Raw genomic sequence first — 25,890 nt, 5'->3', positions numbered from 1 at the left:
TGTATGGCGGACGGTTCCAGCGCGGCGAAGCCCTCCGGCGAAGATGCGCTGATCGCCCGGCTCTTCGCGCCCATTGCCACCCATCCCGGCGCGCTGGGCCTGAAGGATGACGCGGCCCTCCTGAGCGTTCCGCCCGGCCATGAACTGGTGCTGACCAAGGACGCGCTGGTGGCTGGCGTGCATTTCTTCGCCGACGATCCGCCCGAAGCGATCGCCCGCAAGGCGATGCGGGTCAACATCTCCGATCTCGCCGCCAAGGGTGCACGGCCGCTGGGCGTGATGCTCGCCTTCGCCATTCCCCCCGACATGGAGGCCGGCGCGCTCGAAGCCTTTGCCCGCGGCATCGGCGCCGACGCCGCGCTCTATGAGGCGCCATTGTTGGGCGGCGACACGGTGCGGACCCCCGGGCCGTTCACCATTTCCCTAACCGCCATCGGCGCGGTGCCGACGGGCGAGATGGTTCGCCGCACCGGCGCCCGGGCCGGACAGGCCATCGTGGTCAGCGGCACCATTGGCGACGCGGCACTCGGCCTTGCCTTGCGGCTGGCGCCGGAGCGCCCGGGATGCGCGGCATTGAGCGCTGAGGAGCGCGCTTTTCTGCTCGACCGCTACCTGCTGCCGCGCCCGCGTCTGCCGCTCATCCGCGCCCTGCGGGAGCATGCCAGCGCGGCGATGGACGTCTCCGACGGGCTGGTCGGCGATCTCGCCAAGATGCTGGCGGCGTCCGGCATCGGCGGCGAGATCGACGCCGCGCGCGTGCCGTTCAGTCTCGCCGCCCGGCATGCGGTGGAGGCGGAGCCGGCGCTGCTGGAGGTGGCCTTCACCGGCGGCGACGACTACGAAATCCTCGCCGTGGTGCCGCATCACGCGCTCAGCCGGTTCCAAACTGTGGCCACCACGGCCGGCATTGGCGTGTCGGTGATCGGGCACACGGTGGAGGGGCAGGGCCTGACCGTGCGCGACGGCGAGGGCGCGCCGCTGTCCTTCGCCCAAGGCAGCTTCAGCCATTTCTGACAAGCCCCGCCGAAGGTGGGGTGTTTCCACGATTGCCTGCGGCGCGGCATAGACCTAGCCTCGCAACCAGACGCTGGACCATCCGGCGCTGGTTACGGGAACAGCCAAATGAAAATCGCCAGGATACTGCTCGCGGCCGCCGCTCTCGCCATCGGCGCGGGTGCCGCCCAGGCCGAGATGAAGAAGGTGCGCATCGGCACCGAGGGGGCCTATCCGCCCTTCAATTCGGTCGACTCGGCCGGCAAGCTCGTCGGCTTCGACATCGAGATCGGCGAAGCGCTTTGCGCCAAGATGAAGGTGGAGTGCACCTTCGTCGCTCAGGATTGGGATGGCATCATCCCCGCGCTGCTCGCCAACAAGTACGACCTTATCCTCGCCTCGATGTCGATCACCGACGAGCGCAAGGAGAAGGTGTCCTTCACCATTCCCTATTATCTGACGCCCGGCAGCTTCATCGCCCCCAAGGACACCGCCATCACCGACATCGCCCCGGCGGCGTTGAAGGGCAAGACCATCGGCGCGCAGTCCTCGACCACCGGCGCGACCTATCTCGAAGACAAGTACAAGGATTCCGAGATCAAGCTCTACCCGACGCAGGACGAGGCCAATGCCGACCTCGCCGCCGGCCGCCTCGACGCCGTGCTGGCCGACAAGTTCGTGCTCTATGAATGGCTGGAGAAGTCCACCGACGGCAAGTGCTGCAAGTTCGTGGGCCCCGACCTGAAGGACGTGAATCCCCAGGGCACCGGCATCGCCGTGCGCAAGGAAGACAACGAGCTGCGCGAGGCGCTGAACAAGGCGATCCAGGAGATCAACGCCGACGGCACCTTCGCCAAGATCAACGCCAAGTACTTTCCTTTCCCAATCAACTGACCACCCGTCGGGCGGCGTTTGCGCGCCGCCCGACGCATTCCGTGCCCGTTCGACCGCCCCCACCCTCCCGCAGGTTCATCATGAAGACCGACACCATCGTGCTCGGCGCCGGCATCGTCGGCACCAGCGTCGCACATCACCTTGCGCAGCGGGGACGCTCCGTCGTTCTGGTCGACCGACGCGGTCCCGGCGAGGAGACCTCCTACGGCAATGCCGGGCTGGTGGAGCGGGCGTCGATCTACCCCGTCGCCTTCCCGCGCAAGATTTCGGCGCTTGTCGAGGTGGCGCTGGGGCGCAATCCGGGCGCGAACTACCATTGGGACGCGCTGCTGCGCCTGGCGCCGTGGATGTTCGCCTATTGGCGCGCCTCCGCGCCGGCGCGCCTGCTCGATTATGCCCGGCATATGGAGAAGCTGCTCGCCTTCACGGTGGACGAGCATGACCGCCTGGCCCGTGCCGCCGGCGCCACCCATTTCTTCCGCGACGGCGGCTGGCTGAAGCTCTACCGCACGGCGGGCGGCCTCGATGTGGAGCGCAGCGAGTTCCCGCTCGCCCGATCCTATGGGCTTTCCGCGCGCGAAATCAGCGTCGACGAGGCGCTGGCGATGGAGCCCTCGCTGCGGCCGGTGTTCACCGGCGCGGTGATCTGGTCGGATCCGCATTCGGTTTCCAGCCCCGGCGGGGTCACCGAAGCCTATGCCGCGCACTTCGCCGAACTTGGCGGCGAGGTGCGGCGGGGCGATGCGCGCACCCTGGCGCGTCTCGGCTCGGGTTGGTCGGTGATGACCGACGAAGGCAGTGTCGAGGCGCCGGAGGTCGTGGTCGCGCTCGGTCCCTGGGCCATGGACCTGCTGAACCCCTTCGGCATTCGCCTGCCGCTTCAGGTCAAGCGCGGCTACCACATGCACTACCATGCCGAAGGTAATGCCAGTCTGTCGCGTCCCGTGCTGGACGAGGAGGGCGGCTATGTCATCACGCCGATGGTCGGCGGCATCCGCCTGACAACGGGCGTCGAGTTCGCGCGCCGCGACGCGCCCAAGACCCCGGTGCAGCTGGACAAGACCGAAGTCCTGGCGCGCGGCCTGTTTCCGCTCGGCGCGCGGGCGGAGCCCGAGCCGTGGATGGGAAGCCGTCCGGCTTTTCCGGACATGCTGCCGGTGATCGGGCCGGCGCCTGGCCAGAACGGCATGTGGCTGGCCATCGGCCACCAGCATCTGGGCTTCACGCTGGGGCCGATCACCGGCCGCCTTCTGGCGGAGATGATGAATGGCGAGGTGCCCTGCACCGACCCGGCACCGTTCTCGGCCGAACGTTTCGGTTGAACGGGCGCGCTACGACCGGATCACAGGCCGGGAGTGAACGTGGTGGCGTTGAAGATCTGACCCATCAGCGAGACCTCCTGGCCGCCGGTCGGTGTTGTCCGGCTGATGAAGTCGAACACCTTGCCGTCCTTCAGGCCATAATCGGCGATCCGGGTGACGCGCTTGTCCTTGGGGTCGAAATAGACCGCGATCACCCGCTGGTTGGTGATTTCCGGCCGCAGGAACATCACTTTCCGCGCCTTCTGCGAGATGTAATAGAACACTTCGCCGTCGACGGTGGCGACGGTGGACGGCGTTCCGAGCACCAGCAATACCTGCTCCTGGCTCGACCCGACCGGAATCTGCTCCAGCGCTTCCGGCGCGATGACATAGCCGCGCTGCTGTTCCTGAACGAAGCCAGTCGGCGAGCGAGGAAGGCCCATGTTGGCCGTCGCCATCGGCATGTCGCCGGAACAGCCGGTGAGGCCCACCATCGTCACGCCAGCAACGGCTAGCGAGGCCCGGGCGGTGATCCGGGTGCCGGGAGCCTTGTTCCGCGTCGCGCGCGTCGATGCCATCCACTCAACTCCGAAGCTCGTGCCGCGTCCGCCGGAAGGCGCTGCGGCAGTGGGCAGAAAGCACAGGGCGGGCCCCTGATGCAACCATCGAACGCCGCCCGGTCGCCCCGTCACAGGGCTGCGGCAGACCGCGGGCTTGCCAGCGACCGCCACCCGCGTTAACCCGCCAGCACGGCCGCGCCGCCAAGGCGACAGCGGCAACGAGGCAGGAGCCGTCCATGATTCTGCGTTTCTTCCGCCGGAATGACGGAGGCGAGACCATTCAGCGGCTCTATGGCGCGATCGTGGCGCATTCGCGCCAGCCGGTATTTTACACCGATTACGGCGTGCCCGACACGATTGAGGGACGCTTCGAGATGATCCTCGCCCATGCCTTCCTGCTGTTTCACCGCCTCAAGGTGGAGAGCGAGGAGCGACGCGGGCTTGGCCAGGGTGTGTTCGACGCCTTCTGCACCGACATGGACGCCAATCTCAGGGAGATGGGGGTCGGCGACCTGACCGTGCCGAAGAAGATGAAGAAGGTGGCCGAGGCCTTCTATGGCCGCATCGGTGCCTATGAGGGCCCACTAGAGGCGGGCGACCTCGATGCGCTCTCGGAGGCGGTGCTACGCAATGTCCACGGCTCCCGGCCGGCTTTTGCGCGTGAGGCGCGCGCCTTTGCGCACTATATGATAGGAGCGGCGGCCGCGCTGCAGGCGGTGCCCTTCGCCAGCCTTGCTGCTGGCGAGTTCCCGCTGGCCCCGCCGGCCGCCATCGGCTCCACGGAGACACACCCGTCATGACCGACGCTTCGCCCCTTTCCAAGCCCGTGCTCGTCGCAAGCCTGCCGGATGATGGCTTGACCTTGAAGCTCGCTCCGGATGCGGCCACCCGCGCCGCTTTGGCGAAGGATTTCGGCATTCCCGGCATTCCCTCGCTGACCGCCCTCGTCGTTCTGACCCCCGGGCGCGGCGGCACCGTGCATGTCACCGGCAAGGTCGATGCCGTCGTCACACAGACCTGCGTGGTCACGCTGGAGGCGTTCGACACGCGGGTGGCCGAGGAGATCGACGTCACCTTCGCCCCCGCCGAGAAACTCCCCGAGATCCGCCCCGGCGCCGAAATCGACGTTTCCGAACTCGACCTGCCCGATCCGATCATTGATGGAAGCATCGATGCCGGCGCGGTGGCGGCGGAATTTCTTGCGCTCGGCCTCGATCCCTATCCGCGTAAGCCCGACGCGCAATTTGAAGGTTTGGCCGAGCCGGGGCCCGAGGAAGCCTCGCCCTTTGCGGCGTTGGCAAAGCTGCGCGGGAGCGCCGGCGGGGATGCCGAATAGGCCGGAGCGGGGCGGGTAAATGCAACGACGCTATTGTCATGGCGGCTCAACTCGGGCATGCCGTCAGCGCGGCGCAGGCGTCGCATCGCCGTCCCCCAGACCAATGAGACCTCGCCGCTAGATGTCCTCGCCCGTTCGAATAGCGCTCGACGTCATGGGCGGCGACCATGGGCCCGACGTGGTGCTCCCCGGTGCCGAGATCGCGCTCACCCGCCATCCGGACATCGCCTTCCTGCTGTATGGCGACTCTGCCCGCATCCAGCAGTTGCTCAAGGATCGCCCGCGTCTGGCGGCGGCGAGCACCGTTGTGCACACCGATGTTGTCGTGCGGATGGACGACAAGCCGAGCCAGGCCCTGCGGCAGGGCCGGCGGGTCTCCTCCATGTGGCGCGCCATCGACGCGGTGCGGATGAAGGAAGCCGACTGCGCCGTCTCCGCCGGCAACACCGGCGCGCTGATGGCGATGGCCAAGGTCAATCTGCGCATGATGTCCGGCATTAGCCGGCCCGCCATTGCCGGCCTGTGGCCGACCATGCGCGGCGAGAGCGTGGTGCTGGATGTCGGCGCTTCCATTGGAGCGACCGCGCAGCACCTTGTCGACATGGCGGTGATGGGCGCGGCCATGGCCCGTATCGTGTTCGACATCGAACGGCCGACGGTTGGGCTGCTCAATATCGGCGTCGAGGAAATCAAGGGTGGGGAAGAGGTCAAGGAGGCGGCCGCCGCCTTGCGCGCGGCCAACCACCCGGGTCTCGCCTATCACGGCTTCGTCGAAGGCGACGGCATCGGCCAGGGCATCGTCGATGTGGTCGTTACCGAGGGCTTTTCCGGCAATATTGCGCTAAAGGCAGCCGAAGGCACCGCCAAGCAGATCTCGGAATTCCTGCGCGGCGCCATAAGCCGGAGCTTCATGGCGAAGATCGGCTATCTCTTTGCACGCGGCGCGTTCCGCGCGCTGCGCGACAAGCTCGATCCGCGCAAATCGAATGGCGGCGTGTTTCTCGGCCTCAATGGCGTCGTGATCAAGAGCCATGGGGGAACCGATGCCGAGGGCTTCGCCTCGGCGGTCGATATCGGTTACGACATGGTGCGCTACCAGCTTCTGTCCCGCATCGAAGCGGGGATGAATGACCGTCCGCAGGTCGGCCAAGCTGCCGTTGCGGATGCCTCCGCCTCTGACGAGCTACAGGTTCCATCGTGAGTGCAATCCGTTCCGTGGTGCGTGGCGTCGGCTCCTATCTGCCGGCCCGCTGTCTGACCAATGCCGACCTCGCGCAGATGGTCGACACTTCTGATGAATGGATCGTCCAGCGGACCGGCATCCGCACGCGGCACATCGCGGCGGAGGGCGAGGTGACATCCGATCTCGCCATCCACGCCGCGCGGGCAGCGCTGGCGGATGCCGGGCTGGTGCCCGACGACATCGACCTGATCGTCCTTGCCACCTCGACCCCGGACAATACGTTTCCGGCCACGGCGGTCAGCGTGCAGGCGGGCCTCGGCATCACCCATGGTGCCGCCTTCGATCTTCAGGCCGTCTGTTCGGGTTTCGTCTTCGCCCTGGCGACGGCGGACAATTTCCTCAAATCGGGCGCCTATCGCCGCTGCCTGGTGATCGGCGCGGAGACCTTCTCGCGCATTCTCGACTGGTCGGATCGCACCACCTGCGTGCTGTTCGGCGACGGTGCCGGCGCGCTGGTGCTGGAGGCGGTGCGTGACGAGGACGAGGGACGGGGCATCCTGACCTCGCATCTGCGTTCCGACGGGCGGCACAAGAACAAGCTCTATGTCGATGGCGGCGTCTCTTCGACGCGCAGCGTCGGTTTTCTGCGCATGGAAGGCCGCGAGGTTTTTCGCCACGCCGTCGGCATGATCACCGATGTGATCGTCGATGCCTTCGAGGCGACGGGCGAGTCGGCCGACACGATCGACTGGTTCGTGCCGCACCAGGCGAACCGGCGGATCATCGACGCCAGCGCCGTCAAGCTCGGCATCGCGCCCGAGAAAGTGGTCATCACCGTGGACAAGCACGGCAACACGTCGGCCGCCTCGATCCCGCTCGCCCTTGCTGCCGCGCACGCAGATGGGCGGATCAAGCGCGGCGATCTGGTTCTCCTGGAGGCCATGGGTGGCGGCTTCACCTGGGCTTCGGCGCTCATACGCTGGTAATCGGCGCCCCGGACACGAAGTGCCGTTGACCGGCGACGGCCACGGCGCCTAGTTTGGCGTTCATAAACAACGGTACCGATGGGATAGGGAACACGGCAATGGCAGGTCGCACCATCACGCGCGCCGATCTGTGCGAGGCGGTTTATCAGCGGGTCGGGCTCTCACGCACGGAATCGGCGGCGCTGGTCGAAACGGTTCTCTCCGAGATCGCCGACTGCGTGGCGCGCGGCGAGACGGTGAAGCTCTCGTCCTTCGGCTCCTTCGTCGTGAGGCAGAAGGGCGAGCGCGTCGGACGCAACCCGAAGACCGGCGAAGAGGTGCCGATCGCGCCGCGTCGAGTCATGGTGTTCAAGCCCTCCAACATTCTCAAGCAGCAGATCAACGGGGCCTCGCCCGAGTCGTGAGCGCGCGACAGGAACCGCCGGGGGGAGAGAAGGGGCCTGACGCCTTTCGCACGATCAGCGAGGTCGCCGAGGACCTCGATCTCCCCCAGCATGTCCTGCGCTTCTGGGAAACCCGCTTCCCGCAGATCCGCCCGCTCAAGCGTGGTGGTGGCCGGCGCTACTATCGGCCGGACGATGTGGAGCTGCTGCGCGGCATTCGCCACCTTCTCTACGGGGAAGGCTACACGATCCGCGGCGTCCAGCGCATCCTGAAGGAAGAGGGCCCGCGCTATGTGCAGGCCATCTGGCGCGACATTGAAGGGGATGAGCAGGCCCTAGCCGAACGGGACGAGCGCGACGAGCGCGCGACCTTTGCGCCGGCACCGCTGCCCGTCGACGACGCTTCCGGCGCAGCCGCCGATGCGCCGCCCCCGCGCACCCTGCCCAGCAGCGGCCCGCTGGGCGGTATTCTCAACCTGCTGCCCGGCCGCCAGCGCGAGCCGGCCGAGGAAAGCGCGACCCGCCGGGCCCGTCGCCGGCCCGACAGCGATCCCGATCATCTCGATCTGCCGCTGCTCGCCGATCTCGAGCCGCCGGCGCGCCCCTCCCGGATCGACGCGCCCGCTCGCAGCGAGCCGCCGCTGGCGACGGGTTCGCTGCCGCGCTTCGAGCCGATGCCGCCGATGGATCGGGGAACGCCGGACCTGCGTCCGGCCACGCCGAGTCCGGGCGTTGGCGAGCCGCCCCCAATGGAGCTTCGCCCACAGACGATGCCGGTGCCGGAGCCGCGCCCGCAGGAGACACGGACCACGTTCCCGTTTCGCCCGGTCGGGCCGGGGCCGGCTTCGCAATTGCCCGATGATGAGGTGAGCTTCGTGCCGGAGCGGGCCCGTGCCGCTCTGCCGCCGGAGGCGCCCTTTCAGGCGGCGACGTCCGCAGCACGGCCGATCCTGCCGTCGGCCGCGGTGTCGCGCGCGGGCGGGGTACATACTGACGAGACCCCCGCCCTGACGAGACTGAGCCGCGAGGACGTGCAGCGGCTTCAGGCGGCGCTCTATGAATTGCAGGATTGTCAGCGGCTGCTTGATGCCGCGCGGGACCGGGACGGCTGAAGGCGCGTCCCGGCCGGCGATCGGTCGCGACGTCAGTCGACGACCGCGATATCAACCTTCGCCACGCCGCGTTTGCGGAAGCCGAGTTCATCGGCAACGGCGGTGGACACGTCGATGATGCGGCCCTTCACAAAGGGGCCACGGTCGTTGATCCGCACCACGACAGAACGGCCATTGGCCTTGTTGGTGACGCGAACCCTGGTGTTGAAGGGAAGGCTGCGATGCGCCGCCGTCATGGCTTGCGCACTGTGCCTCTCCCCATTGGCGGTACGTCCGCCATAGCCGTAATAGGACGCCATTCCGGACGTCGCGGTTGCATTGGTTTTCTTTGAACTTGCAAGGGCAGCATTGCCGCCGGCGATAAAGATGATCCCCGTCGCGAATGCCGCTCCGGCAACCCGTCCCATTCCCCAAGCCGTCAATACCTCAGTCCTTCTCCTGTTGGTGAGGGAGCGATGCATGGGAAGGAAATGTGGCAGGGGCATCACGACATTGTGGCTATAACGCGCAGGGGCGAAGCATGTCGTCGTTCGCATGGTAATAAACATCGACAGCATAGTCACGCTCGACTTCAACTTATCCCAGATGAAACGCGATATGCCGACGCGGTGTGTCGAGTTGTAGCCTCGCACGCAACGCCTTGATGGCAGGCGGTATTTCCCAGCTGTGCGGCAGCCGAGCCGCTCATCTGGGGACGTGCGGCGACGGTGTCCTTCGCCGAAAGCCCCGATGGATTCGGCCGGGGTCCCGGTGCTATTGAGCGCGACGGGCTGCGGCCATTTGTCGAGGAGCATTGAGATGGCGACGAACGAAACCCGGGCGCTCACGCCGGTCGAGGACGAGGTCCTCTCCCTCCTGCACAGCCTCGGTGTGCCGGAAACCAGCTGGCGCAACGGGACGAGGCCGGTTCGCTCGCCGATCACCGGCGAAGTCATCGCCCAGGTTCCCGAGGCGGATGCCGCCGGTGCCGCGTTGGCGGTCGAACGCTCGGTTGCGGCCTACGAGGCCTGGCGCGCCGTTCCGGCGCCCCGACGCGGCGAGCTGGTACGCCTGCTGGGCGAGGAACTGCGCGCCCACAAGACCGAACTCGGCCGGCTGGTGACGCTGGAAGTGGGCAAGGTCCTTTCGGAGGGACTAGGTGAAGTCCAGGAGATGATCGACATCTGCGACTTCGCCGTCGGCCTGTCGCGCCAGCTCTATGGTCTCACCATCGCCTCGGAGCGCCCCGGCCATCGCATGATGGAGACGTGGCATCCGGTGGGTCCGGTTGCCATTATCACCGCCTTCAACTTCCCGGTCGCCGTCTGGTCGTGGAATGCCGCCCTCGCGCTGGTCTGCGGCAACAGCGTGCTGTGGAAGCCGTCGGAGAAGACGCCACTGACCGCTCTGGCCGTGCAGGCCCTGTTCGAACGCGCGGCTCATGCCTTTGGCAGTGCGCCGGAGGGGCTCTCGCAGTTGCTGATCGGCGGCGCCGAGGTCGGAGCCGCGCTCACCGACGACACCCGCATCCCCGTGGTCTCGGCCACCGGGTCGACCCGCATGGGCCGCATCGTCGGCGAGCGGGTGGCGCGCCGTTTCGGCCGCTCGATCCTGGAGCTTGGCGGCAACAATGCCGCCATCGTCAGCCCCTCGGCCGATCTCGATCTCGCCCTGCGTGGCATTGCCTTCGCCGCCATGGGCACGGCTGGCCAGCGTTGCACCACGCTGCGCCGGCTCATCGTGCATGAGGGCGTCTATGACACGCTGGTGCCGCGCCTCGCCAAGGCCTATGGCTCGGTCAGCATTGGCGACCCGCGCGAGGCGGGCACGCTGATCGGCCCGCTCATCGACCAGGCGGCCTTCGAGGTGATGCAGGACGCGCTCGACGCGGCCCGTGCCGCTGGCGGACGTGTCCATGGCGGCGAGCGTGTCGCCATCGGCGGGCACGCGGACGCCTATTATGTCCGCCCGGCACTGGTTGAGCTCGACGCCCAGATCGACATCGTGAAGCACGAGACCTTTGCGCCGATCCTTTATGTGCTGCGCTGCACCGGCCTGCCGGAGGCGATCAAGCTGCACAACGAGGTGCCGCAGGGGCTGTCGTCGTCGATCTTCACCAATGATCTGCGCGAGGCAGAAGCCTTCCTGTCGGCGGAGGGTTCGGATTGCGGCATCGCCAATGTCAATATCGGCCCTTCGGGTGCGGAGATTGGCGGAGCGTTCGGCGGCGAGAAGGAAACCGGCGGCGGACGCGAATCCGGTTCGGACGCGTGGAAGGCCTATATGCGGCGGGCGACCAACACCATCAACTATTCCCGCGCTCTGCCGCTCGCTCAGGGCGTGTCGTTCGATATCGACTGATCGGGCGACCAGAATCGCACCACCTCGTCGAGGGCCGGCCGCGGCCGGTCCTCGCTCAGCGCCGCTGGCCGTCCGATATGGATGAAGCCGGCAATCCGCTCCGCCGCAGTGACGCCGAGCAGCGCGGCGGCCTCGGGGTCGCGGCCGGGCCATTTCAGCAGCCATTGGGTAGCAAAGCCCATCGCCGAGGCCGCGACCGTGAGCGCCATGCCCGCCGCCCCGGCGGAAAGCACCTGATTCCATTCCGGCACCTTCGACGTCAGATCCGGCCGACTGACCAGCACGACCGTTACCGGCGCCCGGCTGAGATACAGCGTCCACATATCGGTCTTGGCGGGCGGCAGGCCCGGGTTCTGCCGCGCATAGAGCGTGTCCAGCCGCTCCCCGACGGTCCGCCTTGCGTCGCCGGCCAGCACGATAAAACGCCAGGGGCTGAGCCTTCCGTGGTCGGGTACGCGCATGGCTAGCCGCAGCATCCGCCGCAGTTCCTGCTCCGTCGGGCCCGGCTCCACCAACCCTCGCAACGGCGAGGAGCGGCGAGCCTCCAGCCGGGCCAGCATCTCCGGGCTGGCGGGGAAATCGATCGGCGCGGCGGGCTCGGTATGGGCGGGCAGGCCATGCCCGTGCGCGGTGTGGTTCATCGAGACGCATCCATTAGGTGAGGCCGTCATCATAGACGGTTCGTCACGCCCGTGCCGGATCCTTCGTCCACAGGCCACGGGCCGGCTTGCATCCGGGCCGGCAAATGGCTAGACAGACGGCGCCTCACGGCGTCGGAGCGTAGCGCAGCCCGGTTAGCGCACTAGTCTGGGGGACTAGGGGTCGGAGGTTCAAATCCTCTCGCTCCGACCATTTTCACCGGCGCCCCCAAGTGGCCGGTGGTTCTTATCCCCAAGCCAGCCCGCTTTAACACGGTGGAAACCATGACGGTGCCTAATAGGCCCCATGATGGACCCGTGCGAAAGCTCTGTGCAGACGGCCGCCAGCACCGCCGATCAGGCGGCGGCGCCGGGCCGGGGGATTCGGCCTGCGTCGGCGGTACGTCTCCTGCGCAAACTGCTCGTGCCGGCCTTTGCCGGCCTCGCCATCGCCGCGGCCACCAGCGAGATTACCGTGCCACGCTACGAATCCCGGGCCCGGCTGTGGATCGATGGGCGCGACTCAGCTGCCGGGCGTGACGGGGTCAAGGTTCTTTCGTCGCGTGACTTCGCCCGCCAGGTGATCGAGACCCGCCGCCTGGGAGGTCGTCTTGCTGCGCCGGCCGGCGCGAGCGCCGGGGTGCTGTCGGGAGCGGCGTTGCACCTGGCTGGCTTCAGCGTGCTCCCCGATCCCGCGACACTATCGCGTGAGGCGCGCGCGCTCCGCATGGTCGAGCGAGGTCTCGACGTCCGGCAGGTGGGTGGGGGACAGGTGGCGATCGATTTTGTCTCGCCCGATCCGCGCCTCTCCGCCGATGTCGCCAATGCCTTCGCCGCAACCTATGTCGAACTGCGCCAGGCACGCGGCCTTCATGCGGTGGAGGCGGACGCGCCAGCGGCGGCACCTGCGCGAATCATCGCGACCGCCGTGCCGGCCGGCGCAGCGCGCTGGCCGACGCCGCTCATCTCCAGCCTCGTGGCCGGCTTCGGCACCTTTTTGCTGGTGTTCGGACTCCAGAGCTGGGTCCGCCGGCGCACAGGGGCGGCGGGACATGAATTCGGCGCCGTGCCGATGCCTGAAACGACACCGCACCCGCTTCAGCATCTACCCTGGATCGGCGGGGCGAACGGCGAGCCCGGAGATGGCGCCGAGATGGCCCGCTCGCTGCGCCTGCTTTCGCGTGAGCGGGAGCACGCTGATCTTTCGCGGCTGATCGAACTGCGCGGCGGCGCGGCGCGTCTGGTCACCGTCACCGGCGGCCGTCCCGACGAATCGATCGCCCGCTGCGCCCTCGCTCTGGGACGCTCGCTGGCCGGCGCGGCCGAGCGGCGGGTCGTGGTTGTCTGCCTCGATGTTGCCTCCCCGGCGCTCGAAGGGCTGACCGCCGACCCGCGCGCCCCGGGCGTTACCGACCTGCTGACCGGCGTGTGCGGCTTCTCCGACGCCATTCATCGCGAAAGCGCCTCCCGCTGCCACGTCATTCCGCCCGGACGCGGCGCGCGCGAGGCGGACGGGCTTGTCGCGGCCGACCGGCTGCCGCTGATTCTTACTGCGTTGAAACAGACCTATGATCACGTCATTGTGGCCGCGCCGCCGCTCGGCGGCATGGTCGGTGCCGAGCGGCTCGCGGGACTGAGCCCGACGACGATCCTCGTCACCCAGCCCGGCGGTCTGGCGACCGATGCGGTGCAGGCCTTTGACGCGCTCGCTTCCCTCGGCTTTGCCGACATCGCCATGATCACCTTCACGCCGGAGACAGCGGAAAAGGCGTTCTCGCAGGCGGCCTGACCCCGCGCGTCTCTCAGATCGGCGGCGCAAACGGCGCCATCACCGACGCTGCCGCTCAGCGGCTAGGCGTTTCGACACCTTGATAGCGAACAGGTTGCGGCACCGCGCCGACCCTAGAGGGTGTCGGGACGCCGATCATGCCGCTGCATCCAGCGGATGAGTACCGCCGCCGGAAAGATCCAGCCCGCGCCGAGGACGACATAGGCAAGGAACTGCCAGAAGGCGGGCAGGGTGGTCACCCGGCCCTGCGCCAGCGCCATCGCGGCCAGTGCCCAGCCGAGCACCAGAAACACCATCAGGACCGTGCCGACGAATTTGCGCGAGCGGGCGGAAAGGTCGGGACGGGGGGCGGACATGGGCAGCTCCGGGCTGGACGGTCGGGCGCGAGACAATGAGTCTCGTTGCGCCCGCGCTCGGCCCTCTATATCGCTCGCCGCGCCCGGGAGGAAGCTGCCCGGCGCGGGTGGCCGGCGGGGCAGGCGGCCACCACTACAGGGAGCGCCCAACTATGGTCCAGGATCACGTCGCTACCAGCATTCCCACCCACAGTGGGATCCCGCGCGCCGACGAGGGGGTTAAAGGCGACCGGCTGCGGCCGGTGCGGCTCTGGCTCTACGCCGTCGCTGCGCTCGTCGTGCTGATGGTGGTGGTCGGCGGTGCCACCCGGCTGACCGAATCCGGCCTGTCGATAACCGAGTGGAAGCCGGTAACAGGCACGCTGCCGCCGCTCAGCGACGCTGCCTGGCAGGCGGAATTCGACAAATATCGGCAGATTCCGCAGTACCAGCAGGTCAATAGAGGCATGAGCCTCGGCGAGTTCAAATACATCTTCTGGTGGGAGTGGGGGCACCGGCTGCTGGGGCGCGTGATCGGCTTCGCCTTTCTTCTGCCCTTCCTGTTTTTCCTGTGGCGCGGCCTGATCGATCGTCCCCTCCGCTGGAAGCTCACCGGCCTGTTCGTGCTCGGTGGCCTGCAGGGGGCGGTCGGCTGGTGGATGGTGGCGTCGGGCCTGGTGAACCGGGTCGATGTCAGCCAGTACCGGCTGGCCACCCATCTGACACTGGCCTGCGTCATCCTGGCTGCCACGGTGGCGGTCGCCGTGTCGCTGAAGCCAGCACGGGAGTTGCGAGCCTCGCCCGACTGGCTGCGTGGCTATGCGCGCATCCTGTTGGTCGCCGTGATCGTGCAGATCTTCCTCGGCGGGCTGGTCGCCGGCCTCGACGCCGGTCTCACCTACACGACCTGGCCGCTGATGGACGGGCACCTTGTCCCGCCAATGGAAAATCTGCTGGTCCAGCAACCGGTCTGGCGGAATTTCTTCGAGAACGTGCTCACCGTTCAGTTCAATCACCGCCTGTTTGCCTATGTGCTGTTCGCGCTCGCGGTGGGGCACTGGCTCAGCGCGCGGCGGGTCGGCGGCGCCGTTCGCCAGCGGGCGACGCTGATTGTGGCGCTGGTGACGGCGCAGGCGGTGCTGGGTATCCTGACGCTGGTCTATCAGGTGCCGATCGACCTTGCGCTGGCCCATCAGTTCGGTGCGACCCTCGTGCTGATCGCGGTGACGGTGAATCTGGTGCGGCTGAAGGAAGGCGCCTGACGCCTTCCGGCTGCAGGTTCGCTTCGGAGAAACGGCTGAAGCGACCGTCGCCGGTTTCAACGACAGGGGGCGCGATCCCGGATCGGTCCAGTGGACCGTCCGGGATGACGTGTGCGATCGGGGTAGGGGCTTCGGCTATTCCGCCGCGCGGCGGGGCTTCAGCGGGCGGCGGGCCAGAACCTCGGCGAGGAAGCGGCCGGTATGGCTGCGCTCGGCTTTCGCGATCACTTCCGGGGGGCCGGCCGCGACGATCTCGCCGCCGCCATCGCCGCCTTCCGGACCAAGATCGAGCACCCAGTCTGCGGTCTTGATGACTTCGAGATTGTGCTCGATCACCACCACCGTGTTACCCTGCTCGACCAGCTCGTGCAGCACTTCCAGCAGCTTCGCCACATCGTGGAAATGCAGCCCGGTGGTCGGCTCGTCGAGAATATAGAGCGTGCGCCCGGTGGCACGCTTGGACAGTTCCTTGGAAAGCTTGACCCGCTGCGCCTCGCCGCCCGACAGGGTATTGGCCTGCTGGCCGACATGGATATAGCCGAGGCCAACGCGGGCCAGCGTCTCCAGCTTGTCGCGCACGGCGGGGACCGCCTTGAAGAACTCCGCCCCCTCGTCGACCGTCATGTCGAGCACGTCGGCGATGGACTTGTTCTTGAAGGTGACTTCCAGCGTCTCGCGATTGTAGCGCTTGCCCTTGCAGACGTCGCAGGTGACGTAGACGTCGGGCAGGAAGTGCATCTCGATCTTGATGACGCCATCGCCCTGGCAGGCCTCGCAGCGCCCGCCCTTGACGTTGAACGAGAAGCGCCCAGGGCCATAGCCGCGCGCCTTCGCCTCCGGCAGGCCGGAAAACCATTCGCGGATCGGGGTGAAGGCGCCGGTGTAGGTTGCCGGATTCGAGCGCGGGGTGCGGCCGATCGGCGACTGGTCGATGTCGATCACCTTGTCGAGGTGCTCCAGTCCCTCCAGCCCGTCATGCGCCAGGGGCGGCTCGGACGCGCCGTTGAGCCGGCGGGCGACGGCCCGGTAGAGCGTATCCACCAGCAAGGTCGACTTGCCGCCGCCGGACACGCCGGTGACAGCGGTGAACAGCCCGAGCGGGATCTCGGCCGTGACGTTCTTGAGGTTGTTGGCCCGCGCATTGACCACGCGCAGCAGGCGCTTGCGGTCCGGCTTGCGGCGCTTGGGCACCGGCACGGCCATCTCGCCGGTGAGGTACTTGCCGGTGAGCGAGTTCGGGTTGGCGAGAATTTCCTGCGGAGTGCCCTGGGCGACGATGCGCCCGCCATGCACCCCGGCGCCGGGGCCGACATCGACCACATAGTCCGCAGCGAGGATGGCGTCCTCGTCATGCTCGACCACGATTACCGTGTTGCCGAGGTCGCGCAGCCGGCGCAGCGTGCCGAGCAGGCGTTCATTGTCGCGCTGATGCAGGCCGATCGAGGGCTCGTCGAGCACGTACAGCACGCCGGTGAGGCCTGAGCCGATCTGCGAGGCGAGGCGGATGCGCTGGCTCTCGCCGCCCGACAGCGTGCCCGAGGCGCGGGCGAGGGTGAGGTAGTCCAGCCCGACATCGAGCAGGAAGGCGAGGCGCTCGCGGATTTCCTTGAGGATGCGCGCCGCGATCTCGTTCTGCTTGTCGGTAAGCTGGCCGGGCAGGGTGCCGAACCAATCCAACGCATGACGCACGGATAGCTCCGCCGCCTGGCCGATATGCCGGCCGGCAATCTTCACCGCCAGCGCTTCGGGCTTCAGCCGATAGCCGTGGCAGGCGGCGCAGGGCACGGCGGAGAAATACTTGCCGATCTCCTCGCGCGCCCAGTCGCTTTCCGTCTCGCGCCAGCGCCGCTCCAGATTGGTGACGATGCCCTCGAAGGTCTTCACCGTCTCATAGGCGCGCATGCCGTCATCATAGACGAAGCGGATCGTCTCCGACCTGGAGCCGTGCAGGATGACGTTCTGGACCTTTTCCGGCAGGTCAGCCCATGGCGTGGTGAGCTTCACACCATAATGGCGGGCGATGGCGTCCAGCGTCTGGCCGTAATAGGGCGAGGTCGACTTGGCCCAGGGCGCAATGGCCCCCTGCTTGAGCGTGCGCGACTGGTCCGGCACGATCAGGTTGGGGTCAATCTTGCTTTCATGCCCCAGCCCGTCGCAGGTCGGGCAGGCGCCGAACGGGTTGTTGAAGGAGAACAGGCGCGGTTCGATCTCGGCAATGGTGAAGCCGGAAACCGGGCAGGCGAACTTCTCCGAAAACACAATGCGGCGGGCCTCGCCGCTTTCTTCCTTCTCGTCGGCGAACTCGATCACCGCGATCCCATCAGCGAGGCCCAGCGCGGTTTCGAACGAATCCGCCAGCCGGCTGGCGATGTCCGGGCGGACCACGAGCCGGTCGACCACCACGTCGAGGTCGTGCTTGAACTTCTTGTCGAGCGCTGGCGCGTCAGCGATCTCGTGGAATTCGCCGTCGATCTTGACGCGCTGGAAGCCCTTTTTCTGGAACTCGGCCAGTTCCTTGCGGTACTCGCCCTTGCGCCCGCGCACCACGGGGGCAAGGAGATAAAGGCGGGTCTTATCGGGCAGAGCCAGCACGCGATCGACCATCTGGCTGACCGTCTGGCTCTCGATCGGCAGGCCGGTGGCGGGGGAGTAGGGAACGCCCACCCGCGCCCAGAGCAGGCGCATGTAATCATAGATCTCGGTAACGGTGCCGACCGTCGAACGCGGGTTCTTAGAGGTGGTCTTCTGCTCGATGGAGATGGCGGGGGACAGGCCGTCGATCTGGTCGACGTCCGGCTTCTGCATCATTTCCAGGAATTGGCGGGCATAGGCCGAGAGGCTCTCGACATAGCGGCGCTGACCTTCGGCATAGATGGTATCAAAAGCGAGCGACGACTTTCCCGAACCCGACAGGCCAGTGAACACCACCAGGCTGTCGCGCGGGATTTCAAGATCGACATTCTTGAGGTTGTGCTCGCGGGCACCGCGGATCGCAATCGTGCGGGCATCGCGGCGCGGGATATCCACGCGGTCCTTCATTCCAACTCTTCTCTCGCCGGTTCTTTACGGGCAGCTACGCCAGCTCATTTGCATCGGGGCGGCGCAATCCCGAGAAGAGGACCGCCCGGCGAGGGGGTCAGCCCCCGCCGCCGTTCAGCACGGCCGCGAGACCGGCTGCCACCACCATGCCGCCGGCTACGGCGAGAATGGCGCGGCGGATCAGCGCCTGACGGGCCTCCTCGGCACGGATGGCGATGGCGCGGGCGCGCGGGCGGCGGGGCATATGGGTCATGATGGGACAGACTCCCTCTGAGAACACAGGGTAAACATAGTCCGGCTCCGGCACTTCGCAATGTCCGACTCGATGACTTGCGACAGCTTAGCCTTAATGTTAGGAACAGACCAAGAACATTCTGTTGATGCCCGACCGCCGAACCGGCGGCGGCAAAATGGTGGACAAAGCGACAGCTCGGCGCGCAAGCGGGGCGCGATGCAGGGCCGTTTGGTCTAGGATGCGCTCCCTTTCACGAGCGCGCGCATGTCGGGCGTCCGGCAGTTTTCGGAGGACAAGATGGCGGGCAGCGTCAATAAGGTGATCCTGATCGGCAATCTCGGCCGCGATCCGGAAGTTCGCACTTTCCAGAATGGCGGGCGGGTGTGCAATCTGCGCATCGCCACGTCGGAAACCTGGCGCGACAAAGCCACGGGCGAGCGCAAGGAGCGCACCGAGTGGCACAGCGTTGTCATCTTCAACGAGAACCTGCTGCGTGTCGCCGAGCAATATCTGCGCAAGGGCACCAAGGTCTATATCGAAGGCCAGCTCGAGACCCGCAAGGCGAGCGACCAGTCCGGTGGGCCGGAGCGGTATTTCACTGAAGTGGTGCTGCGCCAGTTCCGCGGCGAGCTGACCATTCTCGACAGCCGCGGCGGCGGTGCCGAGGGCGGCAGCGGCGATGATTACAGCGCTGGCGGCGGCAGCGATTTCGGCTCCGGCGGCGGCAATTTCGCCGGCAGCTCGGGGGGCGGGCGCTCCTTCGGCGGCGATCGCAAGCCGGCGCCGGTCAGCGGTGGCGCGGGCGGCGGTGGCGGCAAGTTCGGCGGCGGTTCGGGTGGCGGCGACCTCGACGACGAGATCCCGTTCTGACGGCCAGGCGCGCGGGGAGCGTTCCTGCTGGCTTCAGGTCAGGAACGACGCTCTTATCCCGTCGATCACGAACTGTACGGCAAGCGCCGCCAGCACGATGCCGAGCAGGCGCGAGAGGATGACGTTGCCGGTGACGCCGAGCGCCTTGTCCATGCGTTCGGCGGCAAGAAATACGGCGAGGCAGCTGCCGATCACCAGTGCGGTGATGGCGAAGAGCAGCGCAAGGCGGGAGGGGTCGCCATGCGCCTCTCCCGCCAGCAGCAGCATGGCGGTGATCGCGCCGGGCCCCGCCATCAGCGGGATGGCGAGTGGGAATACGGCGAGCGTACGCAGCAGCTTGTCGCGCTGGGCGACTTCCGAGGCGTCGAACTTGCGCTCGGTGCGGCGGCCGAACACCATCTCGAACGAGATGGCGAATAGCAGCAGGCCACCGGCGATGCGGAAGGCGGGCAGGGTGATGCCCAGCGCCGCCAGAAGCGGCGCGCCGACGAGCCCGAAGGCGACCAGTATGGCGAGGGCGATGGCGGCCGAACGCAGCGCCACCAGCCGGCGCTCGGCGCTGGTCAGGTCCGACGTCACCGCCAGGAATAGCGGAGCGAGGCCGATCGGGTCGATCACCACCACCATGGTCACGATCGCCGAGAAGAGATAGTCGAGCACGCTGCGTCCTCGCTGCCGTCCTTGCTGCGCGGCGGGAGGCGCGCGCGCCGGTGCCTGCGGTACCTCGTTATAAGATCGCCTGCGCGACGCGCTGCCAAGGGGCCATCGCGCCCGCCGTGCGCATTGCGCCGCCACGCTTGTGCCATGTTCCGGCAATGCTGCAGAAATGCCCCTGTAAGTTTCTGACGTATAAGCGTTTTTCGCGACGCCGAAAACGTCGCCTTGCTGGCCTTTCCGAGCGGAATCGGCTAAACAGACGAACATGTTCCGCAACCACGGAAAGACGATTCCTTGTCCGATTCCGATACTTTGACTCCGGAGGGCGGCGGCCCCTCGGACATCCGGCCCGTCTCGATCACCGAAGAGCTCTCGCGTAGCTATCTCGATTACGCCATGAGCGTCATCGTCTCGCGCGCACTCCCCGACGTGCGCGACGGCCTCAAGCCGGTGCATCGCCGCATTCTGTTCTCGATGCGCGAGAACAATTACACGCCGGACCGGGCCTACAACAAATCCGCCCGCGTCACCGGCGACACGATGGGCCGGTACCATCCGCACGGCAACCAGGCGATCTATGACGCGCTGGTGCGGCTGGCGCAGGACTTCTCGATGCGCCTGCCGCTGATCGACGGCCAGGGCAATTTCGGCTCCGTCGACGGCGATCCCCCGGCGGCCGAGCGCTACACCGAGGTGCGGCTCGCCAAGCCGGCGATGACGCTGCTGGACGACCTCGACAAGGACACGGTCGACTTCCAGGCCAACTATGACGGCCGCGAGCAGGAGCCGACGGTTCTTCCGGCGCGCTATCCCAATCTGCTAGTCAACGGTGCCGGCGGCATCGCCGTCGGCATGGCCACCAACATCCCGCCGCACAATCTCGGCGAGGTGGTGGATGCCTGCGTGGCGCTGATCGACGATCCCGCGCTCGATATCGAGCGGCTCCTGGACTACATCCACGGCCCCGACTTCCCCACCGGGGCGCTCATTCTCGGGCGAAGCGGCATCCGACAGGCCTATCTCACCGGCCGTGGCTCCATCGTCATGCGCTCGCGCGCCACGATCGAGGAAATCCGCAAGGACCGCGACGCCATCATTGTCACCGCCATTCCCTATCAGGTGAACAAGGCGACGATGATCGAGCGCATCGCCGAGCTGGTGCGCGAGAAGCGGCTGGAAGGCATCGCCGAGATGCGCGATGAGTCCTCGCGCGAGGGCATGCGCGTCGTTTTCGAGATCAAGCGCGACGCCCAGGCCGACGTCGTGCTGAACAATCTCTACCGCATGACGTCGCTGCAGACCTCGTTCGGCGCCAATATGGTGGCGCTCAATGGCGGCAAGCCCGCCTTGATGAACCTGCTCGATCTGCTGACCGCTTTTGTCGCCTTCCGCGAAGATGTCGTTAGCCGGCGTACGAAATTCCTGCTGCGCAAGGCGCGCGACCGGGCGCATGTGCTGGTGGGCCTCGCCATCGCCGTCGCCAATATTGACGAGATCATCCACACCATCCGCACCTCGCCGGACCCGGCAACGGCGCGCGAGGCGTTGATGACCCGCCACTGGCCGGCGATAGATGTTGCGCCGCTCATCGCGCTGATCGACGATCCCCGCCACCGTCTGGCCGAAGACGGCACGTATCGGCTCTCGGCCGAGCAGGCGCGGGCCATTCTCGACCTGCGCCTGCAGCGCCTCACCGCGCTGGGCCGCGAGGAGGTGGCGGATGAGCTCGACAAGATCGCGCTCGAAATCCGCGAATATCTCGACATTCTCGGCAGCCGCGAACGCATCCGCACCATCGTCAAGGATGAATTGCTGGCGGTGAAGGCGGAGTTCGGTACCCCGCGCAAGACCGAGATCATCGAGGCCGAAGGCGACTTCGAGGACGAGGACCTGATCGCGCGGGAGGACATGGTCGTCACCGTGTCCCACGCCGGCTATGTAAAGCGGGTCCCGCTCTCCACCTATCGGGCGCAGCGGCGCGGCGGCAAGGGTCGCTCGGCGATGCAGACCAAGGACGAGGATTTCGTCACCCGGATCTTCGTCGCGTCTACCCACGCCCCGGTGCTGTTCTTCTCCTCCAAGGGCCAGGTCTACAAGCTCAAGGTTTGGCGCCTGCCGATGTCCGCCCCGCAGTCCCGCGGCAAGGCGCTGGTCAACATCCTGCCGCTGACGGAGGGCGAACGCATCACCTCGATCATGGCCTTGCCGGACGAGGAGGCCTGGAACCGGCTGCAGATCATGTTCGCCACCAATTCCGGGACGGTGCGGCGCAATGAGCTGTCCGATTTCACCAATGTGAACCGGAACGGCAAGATCGCCATGAAGCTGGAAGAGGGCGAGTCGATCGCCGGCGTTCAACTCTGCACCGAGGCCGACGACGTGCTGCTGACCAGCGCCCGCGGCCAGTGCATTCGCTTCCCCGTTACCGAGGTCCGCGTCTTCAAGGGCCGCGATTCCATGGGCGTGCGGGGCATTCAGCTGGAAGAGGGCGACCGCCTCATCTCGATGGCGATCATCCGCCATGTCGATGCCACGGCCGAGGAGCGCGCCGCCTATATCAAGCTCGCCAATGCCATTCGCCGCAGCCAGAACGGCGCGGAGAACGGCGCCGAGGCGGGGGGCGAGGAAGCCGAGATCGTCGAGGCCGAGATCATGGATGCCGAGGCCGAGGAGGGCACCGCGCTCCCGGCCGAGATCGACCAGGCGCATTATGTCGCCATGGGCGCGGCCGAACAGTTCATCCTCACTCTGTCCGAGAATGGCTACGGCAAGCGCACCTCGTCCTACGAGTACCGCACCACCCGCCGCGGCGGCAAAGGCATCGTCGCCATGGCGGTCAATGATCGCAACGGGCCGCTGGTCGCCTCCTTCCCGGTGGAAGAGGCCGACCAGATCATGCTGGTCACCGACGGCGGACAGCTCATTCGCTGCCCGGTCAACGGCATCCGCACCGTCGGGCGCGGCAGCCAGGGCGTGATCGTGTTCGACACCGCCGAAGACGAGAAGGTGGTTTCGGTCGAGCGGGTCAGCGAGGAAGAGGCTGAGGACGCGGTTGTCGACGGCGGTGAGGCCGGCGACGTCGGCGACGCCTCAGTTTAGTGGTGACGCTATCTACCTGAGCGGCGCGGATCGACCCGCGCCGCCAGACTTTCGGCTCTGGCTCCCGCTGGGGTGACCACCTCCAGATAGGAAAGCGCACGATGCGCATCACCCTTGTTGCTGTGGCGTGGCTGGCGGCCATGCTTCAACTGGGCATGCCGGCCTTTGCCGGCGATGCGATCGGGTTCCGTCAGTTTCAGGTCGCGGCGGGAGACGGCAGCCGGAAGCTGGACATCGCCGTTTGGTACCCGACTCAGATGGGCGGCGACGCCCGGCTGATCGGCGACAATGTGGTCTTCGTCGGACAGGAGGTCCTGCCGGACGCCCCCCCGGCACCGGGCAGGCATCCGCTTGTGGTGCTGTCGCACGGATTTAGTGGCAACCTGCTCAATCAGGCGTGGCTGGCGGTTGATCTGGCTAAACGCGGCTATGTGGTCGCGGCGGTGAACCATCCTGGAACCACGTCACGCAATATGGACAAGGCGATCGGCAGGCGTTTGTGGGAGCGCCCGCGCGACATATCGCACGTCATCGACGAACTGACACGCGATCCAGCATGGGCCGGCGTCGTGTCCCCGGACAGGGTCGCGGCGATTGGTCATTCGCTTGGTGGATGGACCGTGTTGGAGATCGCCGGTGCGCGGTTCAACGCCGCGCGGTTTGACGCCGATTGCCGCGCCAACGCGGCGCTCGCCGCCTGCGAGGTCTACGGCCGGCTAGGCGCCGGCGCCGACAGTGAATCGAGGGCCGCGCTCGAGCAGGATCTGTCCGACCCGCGCGTCAAGGCGGTCGTCTCGCTCGATCTGGGGCTGGCACGGGGCTTTGAGCCGGAGAGCCTCGGCCACGTGGGTGTGCCGGTCCTGGTGATGACGGCCGATGGTGGCGACGCGCGTTTGCCTGCTACGCTGGAATCCCGTCACCTCGCCGACGGGCTGCCGTCGGCGTCGACGCGCTATATCAAGGTCCCGGGCGCCACGCATTTTAGCTTCCTCAACCTGTGCAAGCCGGGTGGCCGCGAGATGCTGGAGCGGGAAGTCCCCGGGGATGGCATGGTCTGCCTGGAAGCCGAGGGCGCCTCGCGCGCGGCCATTCACCAACAGGTGGCGGACGAGATCGCCGGCTTCCTTGACGCCTCGCTTCCGCCGCAGTGAGCGTCTTCAACACCGGCCCGGCGCTTGCGTCCGCTGCGGGAGGCGGCTAACCCTTGCCGCGCACTCTTGAGGCCCATGATGAGCGCCATGCGCACCGCCTTCTATCCAGGCTCGTTCGACCCGCCGACCAACGGCCATGTCGAGGTCGCCCGCGCGGCGGCCCGTCTGGTCGACCGGCTGGTGGTGGGCGTCGGCGTCCATCCCGGCAAGGCCCCGCTCTTTGCCCCGGCGGAGCGGCTGGAGATGTTGCGCGAGATCTTCGCCCCCATTGCGCGGGAGGAGCGCGCTCAGCTCGACTGCATCACCTTCGACAATCTGGTGGTCGACGCGGCCGAGGCCCATGGTGCCAGCCTTTTGATCCGGGGCCTGCGCGACGGGACCGATCTCGACTATGAAATGCAGATGGCAGGGATGAACGCGACGCTGAAACCCGGCGTACAGACGGTGTTTCTGCCGGCCTCGCCCATAGCCCGCCCCATCACCGCCACTCTGGTCCGGCAGATCGCTGCCATGGGCGGCGATGTGTCCGCCTTCGTGCCGAATGCCGTTCTGACCCGCCTCACCGGCCGGTTCCGGCGCGAGGCCTAGCAGCGGCCCCGCCCGCCATCGCTCAACGGAGTTCATGCCCATGATCCGACGCTTTCTCGCCGCCTTCTCCGTCGCCTGCGCGCTGGCCATGATCGCCGCCGCGCCGGCGTCGGCCCAGGCGCCCAAGCTGCCGCCGAATGTCGATCCGCAGAACGCCATCATCATGCAGACCACCAAGGGTCCGGTGATTTTCGTGCTGCGTTCGGACCTCGCGCCCCAGCACGCCGAGCGCATCAAGACGCTGGCGCGCGAGGGCTACTACGACAACGTGCCGTTCCACCGCGTCATTGAGGGCTTCATGGCCCAGACCGGCGACGGCCAGTTCGGCAACGGCACCGGCGGCTCGCGCTATCCCAACCTGCCGGCCGAATTCTCCAACGTGCCGTTCAAGCGCGGCACGGTGGGCATGGCCCGCGCCTCCGCGCCGAATAGCGCCAATTCGCAGTTCTTCATCACCTTCGGCGATGCCTCGTTCCTCAATGGCCAGTACACCGTGATCGGTCAGGTCGTCTCCGGCATGGAGAATGTGGACAAGATCAAGCGCGGCGAGCCGGTGCAGAACCCCGATAAGATCGTCTCGATGAAGGTGGCCGCCGACGTCAAGTGACGCCGCCCCACCCCGACCCATTGCAAGGAGAACCCGATGACCGACACCACCGAAACCACGCTGCTGCTCGAAACGACGCAGGGGCCGGTCACCATCCGCTTCCGTCCCGACCTCGCCCCCGGCCATGTCGCGCGCATCGCTGAACTGGCCAAGCAGGGCTTCTATGACGGCGTGGTCTTCCACCGCGTCATCGAAGGCTTCATGGCCCAGACCGGCGATCCCACGGGCACGGGCCGTGGCGGCTCGGGCAAGAACCTGAAGGCCGAATTCAACAAGGGTCGCCATGTCCGCGGCACCGTCTCGATGGCCCGCGCCCAGCACCCGGATTCGGGCGACAGCCAGTTCTTCATCTGCTTCGGCGACGCCGGCTTCCTCGACGGTCAGTACACCGTGTGGGGCGAAGTGACCGAAGGCATGGAGAATGTCGACAAGATCAAGCGCGGCGAGCCGGTGCAGAACCCGGACAAGATCGTCAAGGCGACCGTATCCGCCTGATCGCCTTCACGTTGAGATCCTGCGTCATCCCGGCCGC

24 protein-coding genes, 1 tRNA gene and 1 pseudogene are annotated in these 25,890 nt (G+C 67.1%); 19 read left to right on the top strand and 7 right to left on the bottom strand.

The window, feature by feature from the left end; translation table 11 throughout:
- The first annotated feature begins 3 nt into the window (after window positions 1–3).
- The 3 genes from thiL to BLO63_RS04780 all read left to right on the top strand — a co-directional run bounded on the left by thiL (window position 4) and on the right by BLO63_RS04780 (window position 3,209).
- Complete coding sequence (gene thiL / locus BLO63_RS04790; protein ID WP_091437124.1) at window positions 4–1,014, top strand: thiamine-phosphate kinase; 1,011 nt, start codon at window positions 4–6, stop codon at window positions 1,012–1,014.
- A gap of 108 nt (window positions 1,015–1,122) precedes the next feature.
- Window positions 1,123–1,887 (top strand): ABC transporter substrate-binding protein, encoded by a 765-nt coding sequence (locus BLO63_RS04785; RefSeq protein ID WP_091437122.1) that lies wholly within the window; start codon window positions 1,123–1,125, stop codon window positions 1,885–1,887.
- Between the two features lie 80 nt (window positions 1,888–1,967).
- Entirely contained in the window at window positions 1,968–3,209 is a 1,242-nt protein-coding gene (locus tag BLO63_RS04780; RefSeq protein WP_091437120.1) for an NAD(P)/FAD-dependent oxidoreductase, read from the top strand.
- Window positions 3,210–3,229: 20 nt separating this feature from the next.
- On the opposite strand, the gene BLO63_RS04775 is transcribed toward BLO63_RS04780, so the two are convergent.
- Window positions 3,230–3,766, bottom strand: a complete 537-nt coding sequence (locus BLO63_RS04775) for an outer membrane protein assembly factor BamE (protein WP_091437118.1) — start codon at window positions 3,764–3,766, stop codon at window positions 3,230–3,232.
- Window positions 3,767–3,984: 218 nt separating this feature from the next.
- On the opposite strand from BLO63_RS04775, the gene BLO63_RS04770 reads away from it, so the two are divergent.
- The 6 genes and pseudogenes from BLO63_RS04770 to BLO63_RS21265 all read left to right on the top strand — a co-directional run.
- Window positions 3,985–4,548, top strand: coding sequence for a ubiquinol-cytochrome C chaperone family protein (locus BLO63_RS04770; RefSeq protein WP_091437117.1), 564 nt, complete (start codon window positions 3,985–3,987; stop codon window positions 4,546–4,548).
- Entirely contained in the window at window positions 4,545–5,084 is a 540-nt protein-coding gene (locus BLO63_RS04765) for a YceD family protein (RefSeq protein ID WP_091437115.1), read from the top strand. Before BLO63_RS04770 ends, BLO63_RS04765 begins: the two co-directional genes overlap by 4 nt.
- Window positions 5,085–5,205: 121 nt before the next feature.
- The gene (gene plsX / locus BLO63_RS04760) at window positions 5,206–6,285 is read left to right on the top strand and encodes a phosphate acyltransferase PlsX (protein ID WP_091437114.1); all 1,080 of its coding nucleotides are present in this window, start codon (window positions 5,206–5,208) and stop codon (window positions 6,283–6,285) included.
- The gene (locus BLO63_RS04755) at window positions 6,282–7,253 is read left to right on the top strand and encodes a beta-ketoacyl-ACP synthase III (protein ID WP_091437112.1); all 972 of its coding nucleotides are present in this window, start codon (window positions 6,282–6,284) and stop codon (window positions 7,251–7,253) included. Before plsX ends, BLO63_RS04755 begins: the two co-directional genes overlap by 4 nt.
- A gap of 98 nt (window positions 7,254–7,351) precedes the next feature.
- The gene (locus BLO63_RS04750) at window positions 7,352–7,657 is read left to right on the top strand and encodes an integration host factor subunit alpha (protein WP_018390992.1); all 306 of its coding nucleotides are present in this window, start codon (window positions 7,352–7,354) and stop codon (window positions 7,655–7,657) included.
- Window positions 7,654–7,936 (top strand): annotated as a pseudogene (locus BLO63_RS21265) (MerR family transcriptional regulator); the annotation flags it as partial. The gene BLO63_RS04750 and the pseudogene BLO63_RS21265, both read left to right, overlap by 4 nt.
- 844 nt (window positions 7,937–8,780) lie before the next feature.
- Here BLO63_RS21265 and BLO63_RS04740 read toward each other — a convergent pair.
- Complete coding sequence (locus BLO63_RS04740) at window positions 8,781–9,155, bottom strand: septal ring lytic transglycosylase RlpA family protein (protein WP_091437108.1); 375 nt, start codon at window positions 9,153–9,155, stop codon at window positions 8,781–8,783.
- Window positions 9,156–9,546: 391 nt separating this feature from the next.
- Here BLO63_RS04740 and amaB point away from each other — a divergent pair, with 391 nt between their 5' ends.
- Window positions 9,547–11,088, top strand: a complete 1,542-nt coding sequence (amaB, locus tag BLO63_RS04735) for an L-piperidine-6-carboxylate dehydrogenase (RefSeq protein ID WP_091437107.1) — start codon at window positions 9,547–9,549, stop codon at window positions 11,086–11,088.
- Here the strand turns inward: amaB and BLO63_RS04730 are convergent.
- The gene (locus tag BLO63_RS04730; RefSeq protein WP_091437105.1) at window positions 11,061–11,729 is read right to left on the bottom strand and encodes a nitroreductase family protein; all 669 of its coding nucleotides are present in this window, start codon (window positions 11,727–11,729) and stop codon (window positions 11,061–11,063) included. The genes amaB and BLO63_RS04730 overlap by 28 nt on opposite strands.
- Window positions 11,730–11,862: 133 nt before the next feature.
- On the opposite strand from BLO63_RS04730, the gene BLO63_RS04725 reads away from it, so the two are divergent.
- Together BLO63_RS04725 and BLO63_RS04720 are read left to right on the top strand one after the other, a co-directional pair.
- Window positions 11,863–11,940 (top strand) — tRNA-Pro (locus BLO63_RS04725).
- A gap of 117 nt (window positions 11,941–12,057) precedes the next feature.
- Window positions 12,058–13,515 carry a tyrosine-protein kinase family protein gene (locus BLO63_RS04720; RefSeq protein ID WP_244517617.1) on the top strand — a complete coding sequence of 486 codons (1,458 nt, stop codon included), beginning with the start codon at window positions 12,058–12,060 and terminating at the stop codon, window positions 13,513–13,515.
- Window positions 13,516–13,628: 113 nt separating this feature from the next.
- Here BLO63_RS04720 and BLO63_RS04715 read toward each other — a convergent pair whose 3' ends face one another.
- Window positions 13,629–13,871: a DUF2842 domain-containing protein gene (locus tag BLO63_RS04715; protein ID WP_091437104.1), complete on the bottom strand. Its 243-nt coding sequence runs from the start codon at window positions 13,869–13,871 to the stop codon at window positions 13,629–13,631.
- A 152-nt stretch (window positions 13,872–14,023) separates the two neighbouring features.
- Between BLO63_RS04715 and BLO63_RS04710 the strand changes: the two genes are divergently transcribed.
- The gene (locus BLO63_RS04710; protein WP_244517616.1) at window positions 14,024–15,112 is read left to right on the top strand and encodes a COX15/CtaA family protein; all 1,089 of its coding nucleotides are present in this window, start codon (window positions 14,024–14,026) and stop codon (window positions 15,110–15,112) included.
- A 135-nt stretch (window positions 15,113–15,247) separates the two neighbouring features.
- On the opposite strand, the gene uvrA is transcribed toward BLO63_RS04710, so the two are convergent.
- Window positions 15,248–18,151: an excinuclease ABC subunit UvrA gene (uvrA, locus tag BLO63_RS04705; protein WP_091437102.1), complete on the bottom strand. Its 2,904-nt coding sequence runs from the start codon at window positions 18,149–18,151 to the stop codon at window positions 15,248–15,250.
- A 97-nt stretch (window positions 18,152–18,248) separates the two neighbouring features.
- Window positions 18,249–18,404 (bottom strand): hypothetical protein, encoded by a 156-nt coding sequence (locus BLO63_RS21060; RefSeq protein WP_162841760.1) that lies wholly within the window; start codon window positions 18,402–18,404, stop codon window positions 18,249–18,251.
- Window positions 18,405–18,683: 279 nt separating this feature from the next.
- Between BLO63_RS21060 and ssb the strand changes: the two genes are divergently transcribed.
- Entirely contained in the window at window positions 18,684–19,256 is a 573-nt protein-coding gene (gene ssb, locus BLO63_RS04700) for a single-stranded DNA-binding protein (protein WP_091437287.1), read from the top strand.
- A 33-nt stretch (window positions 19,257–19,289) separates the two neighbouring features.
- Here the strand turns inward: ssb and BLO63_RS04695 are convergent, their stop codons facing one another.
- On the bottom strand, window positions 19,290–19,916 hold the full coding sequence (locus BLO63_RS04695) for a MarC family protein (RefSeq protein WP_091437101.1): 627 nt from the start codon (window positions 19,914–19,916) through the stop codon (window positions 19,290–19,292).
- 291 nt (window positions 19,917–20,207) lie between these two features.
- Here BLO63_RS04695 and gyrA point away from each other — a divergent pair, with 291 nt between their 5' ends.
- From gyrA to BLO63_RS04670, 5 genes are all read left to right on the top strand, one after another.
- Complete coding sequence (gene gyrA, locus BLO63_RS04690) at window positions 20,208–23,012, top strand: DNA gyrase subunit A (RefSeq protein ID WP_205409250.1); 2,805 nt, start codon at window positions 20,208–20,210, stop codon at window positions 23,010–23,012.
- Window positions 23,013–23,113: 101 nt separating this feature from the next.
- Window positions 23,114–24,163 carry an alpha/beta hydrolase family protein gene (locus BLO63_RS04685; RefSeq protein ID WP_244517615.1) on the top strand — a complete coding sequence of 350 codons (1,050 nt, stop codon included), beginning with the start codon at window positions 23,114–23,116 and terminating at the stop codon, window positions 24,161–24,163.
- Window positions 24,164–24,241: 78 nt separating this feature from the next.
- Entirely contained in the window at window positions 24,242–24,751 is a 510-nt protein-coding gene (gene coaD / locus BLO63_RS04680; protein WP_205409249.1) for a pantetheine-phosphate adenylyltransferase, read from the top strand.
- Between the two features lie 40 nt (window positions 24,752–24,791).
- A complete protein-coding gene (locus BLO63_RS04675) occupies window positions 24,792–25,358 on the top strand; it encodes a peptidylprolyl isomerase (protein ID WP_091437096.1) in 567 nt (188 codons plus the stop codon).
- Between the two features lie 36 nt (window positions 25,359–25,394).
- On the top strand, window positions 25,395–25,853 hold the full coding sequence (locus BLO63_RS04670; RefSeq protein WP_091437094.1) for a peptidylprolyl isomerase: 459 nt from the start codon (window positions 25,395–25,397) through the stop codon (window positions 25,851–25,853).
- Window positions 25,854–25,890 lie beyond the last annotated feature (37 nt).

It is taken from the genome of Ancylobacter rudongensis, from assembly GCF_900100155.1.
GTDB classification, from domain to species: domain Bacteria; phylum Pseudomonadota; class Alphaproteobacteria; order Rhizobiales; family Xanthobacteraceae; genus Ancylobacter; species Ancylobacter rudongensis.
The sequence above is the reverse complement of the archived record's forward strand: the minus strand, read 5'-3'. Positions and strand labels throughout refer to the sequence as shown.

Coding starts and splice junctions, on each gene's coding strand:
- thiL (WP_091437124.1), top strand. CDS start 4: ATGGCGGACGGTTCCAGCGCGGCGAAGCCCTCCGGCGAAGATGCGCTG.
- BLO63_RS04785 (WP_091437122.1), top strand. CDS start 1,123: ATGAAAATCGCCAGGATACTGCTCGCGGCCGCCGCTCTCGCCATCGGC.
- BLO63_RS04780 (WP_091437120.1), top strand. CDS start 1,968: ATGAAGACCGACACCATCGTGCTCGGCGCCGGCATCGTCGGCACCAGC.
- BLO63_RS04775 (WP_091437118.1), bottom strand. CDS start 3,766: ATGGCATCGACGCGCGCGACGCGGAACAAGGCTCCCGGCACCCGGATC.
- BLO63_RS04770 (WP_091437117.1), top strand. CDS start 3,985: ATGATTCTGCGTTTCTTCCGCCGGAATGACGGAGGCGAGACCATTCAG.
- BLO63_RS04765 (WP_091437115.1), top strand. CDS start 4,545: ATGACCGACGCTTCGCCCCTTTCCAAGCCCGTGCTCGTCGCAAGCCTG.
- plsX (WP_091437114.1), top strand. CDS start 5,206: ATGTCCTCGCCCGTTCGAATAGCGCTCGACGTCATGGGCGGCGACCAT.
- BLO63_RS04750 (WP_018390992.1), top strand. CDS start 7,352: ATGGCAGGTCGCACCATCACGCGCGCCGATCTGTGCGAGGCGGTTTAT.
- BLO63_RS04740 (WP_091437108.1), bottom strand. CDS start 9,155: ATGGGACGGGTTGCCGGAGCGGCATTCGCGACGGGGATCATCTTTATC.
- amaB (WP_091437107.1), top strand. CDS start 9,547: ATGGCGACGAACGAAACCCGGGCGCTCACGCCGGTCGAGGACGAGGTC.
- BLO63_RS04730 (WP_091437105.1), bottom strand. CDS start 11,729: ATGAACCACACCGCGCACGGGCATGGCCTGCCCGCCCATACCGAGCCC.
- BLO63_RS04715 (WP_091437104.1), bottom strand. CDS start 13,871: ATGTCCGCCCCCCGTCCCGACCTTTCCGCCCGCTCGCGCAAATTCGTC.
- BLO63_RS04710 (WP_244517616.1), top strand. CDS start 14,024: ATGGTCCAGGATCACGTCGCTACCAGCATTCCCACCCACAGTGGGATC.
- uvrA (WP_091437102.1), bottom strand. CDS start 18,151: ATGAAGGACCGCGTGGATATCCCGCGCCGCGATGCCCGCACGATTGCG.
- BLO63_RS21060 (WP_162841760.1), bottom strand. CDS start 18,404: ATGACCCATATGCCCCGCCGCCCGCGCGCCCGCGCCATCGCCATCCGT.
- ssb (WP_091437287.1), top strand. CDS start 18,684: ATGGCGGGCAGCGTCAATAAGGTGATCCTGATCGGCAATCTCGGCCGC.
- BLO63_RS04685 (WP_244517615.1), top strand. CDS start 23,114: ATGCGCATCACCCTTGTTGCTGTGGCGTGGCTGGCGGCCATGCTTCAA.
- coaD (WP_205409249.1), top strand. CDS start 24,242: ATGAGCGCCATGCGCACCGCCTTCTATCCAGGCTCGTTCGACCCGCCG.
- BLO63_RS04675 (WP_091437096.1), top strand. CDS start 24,792: ATGATCCGACGCTTTCTCGCCGCCTTCTCCGTCGCCTGCGCGCTGGCC.
- BLO63_RS04670 (WP_091437094.1), top strand. CDS start 25,395: ATGACCGACACCACCGAAACCACGCTGCTGCTCGAAACGACGCAGGGG.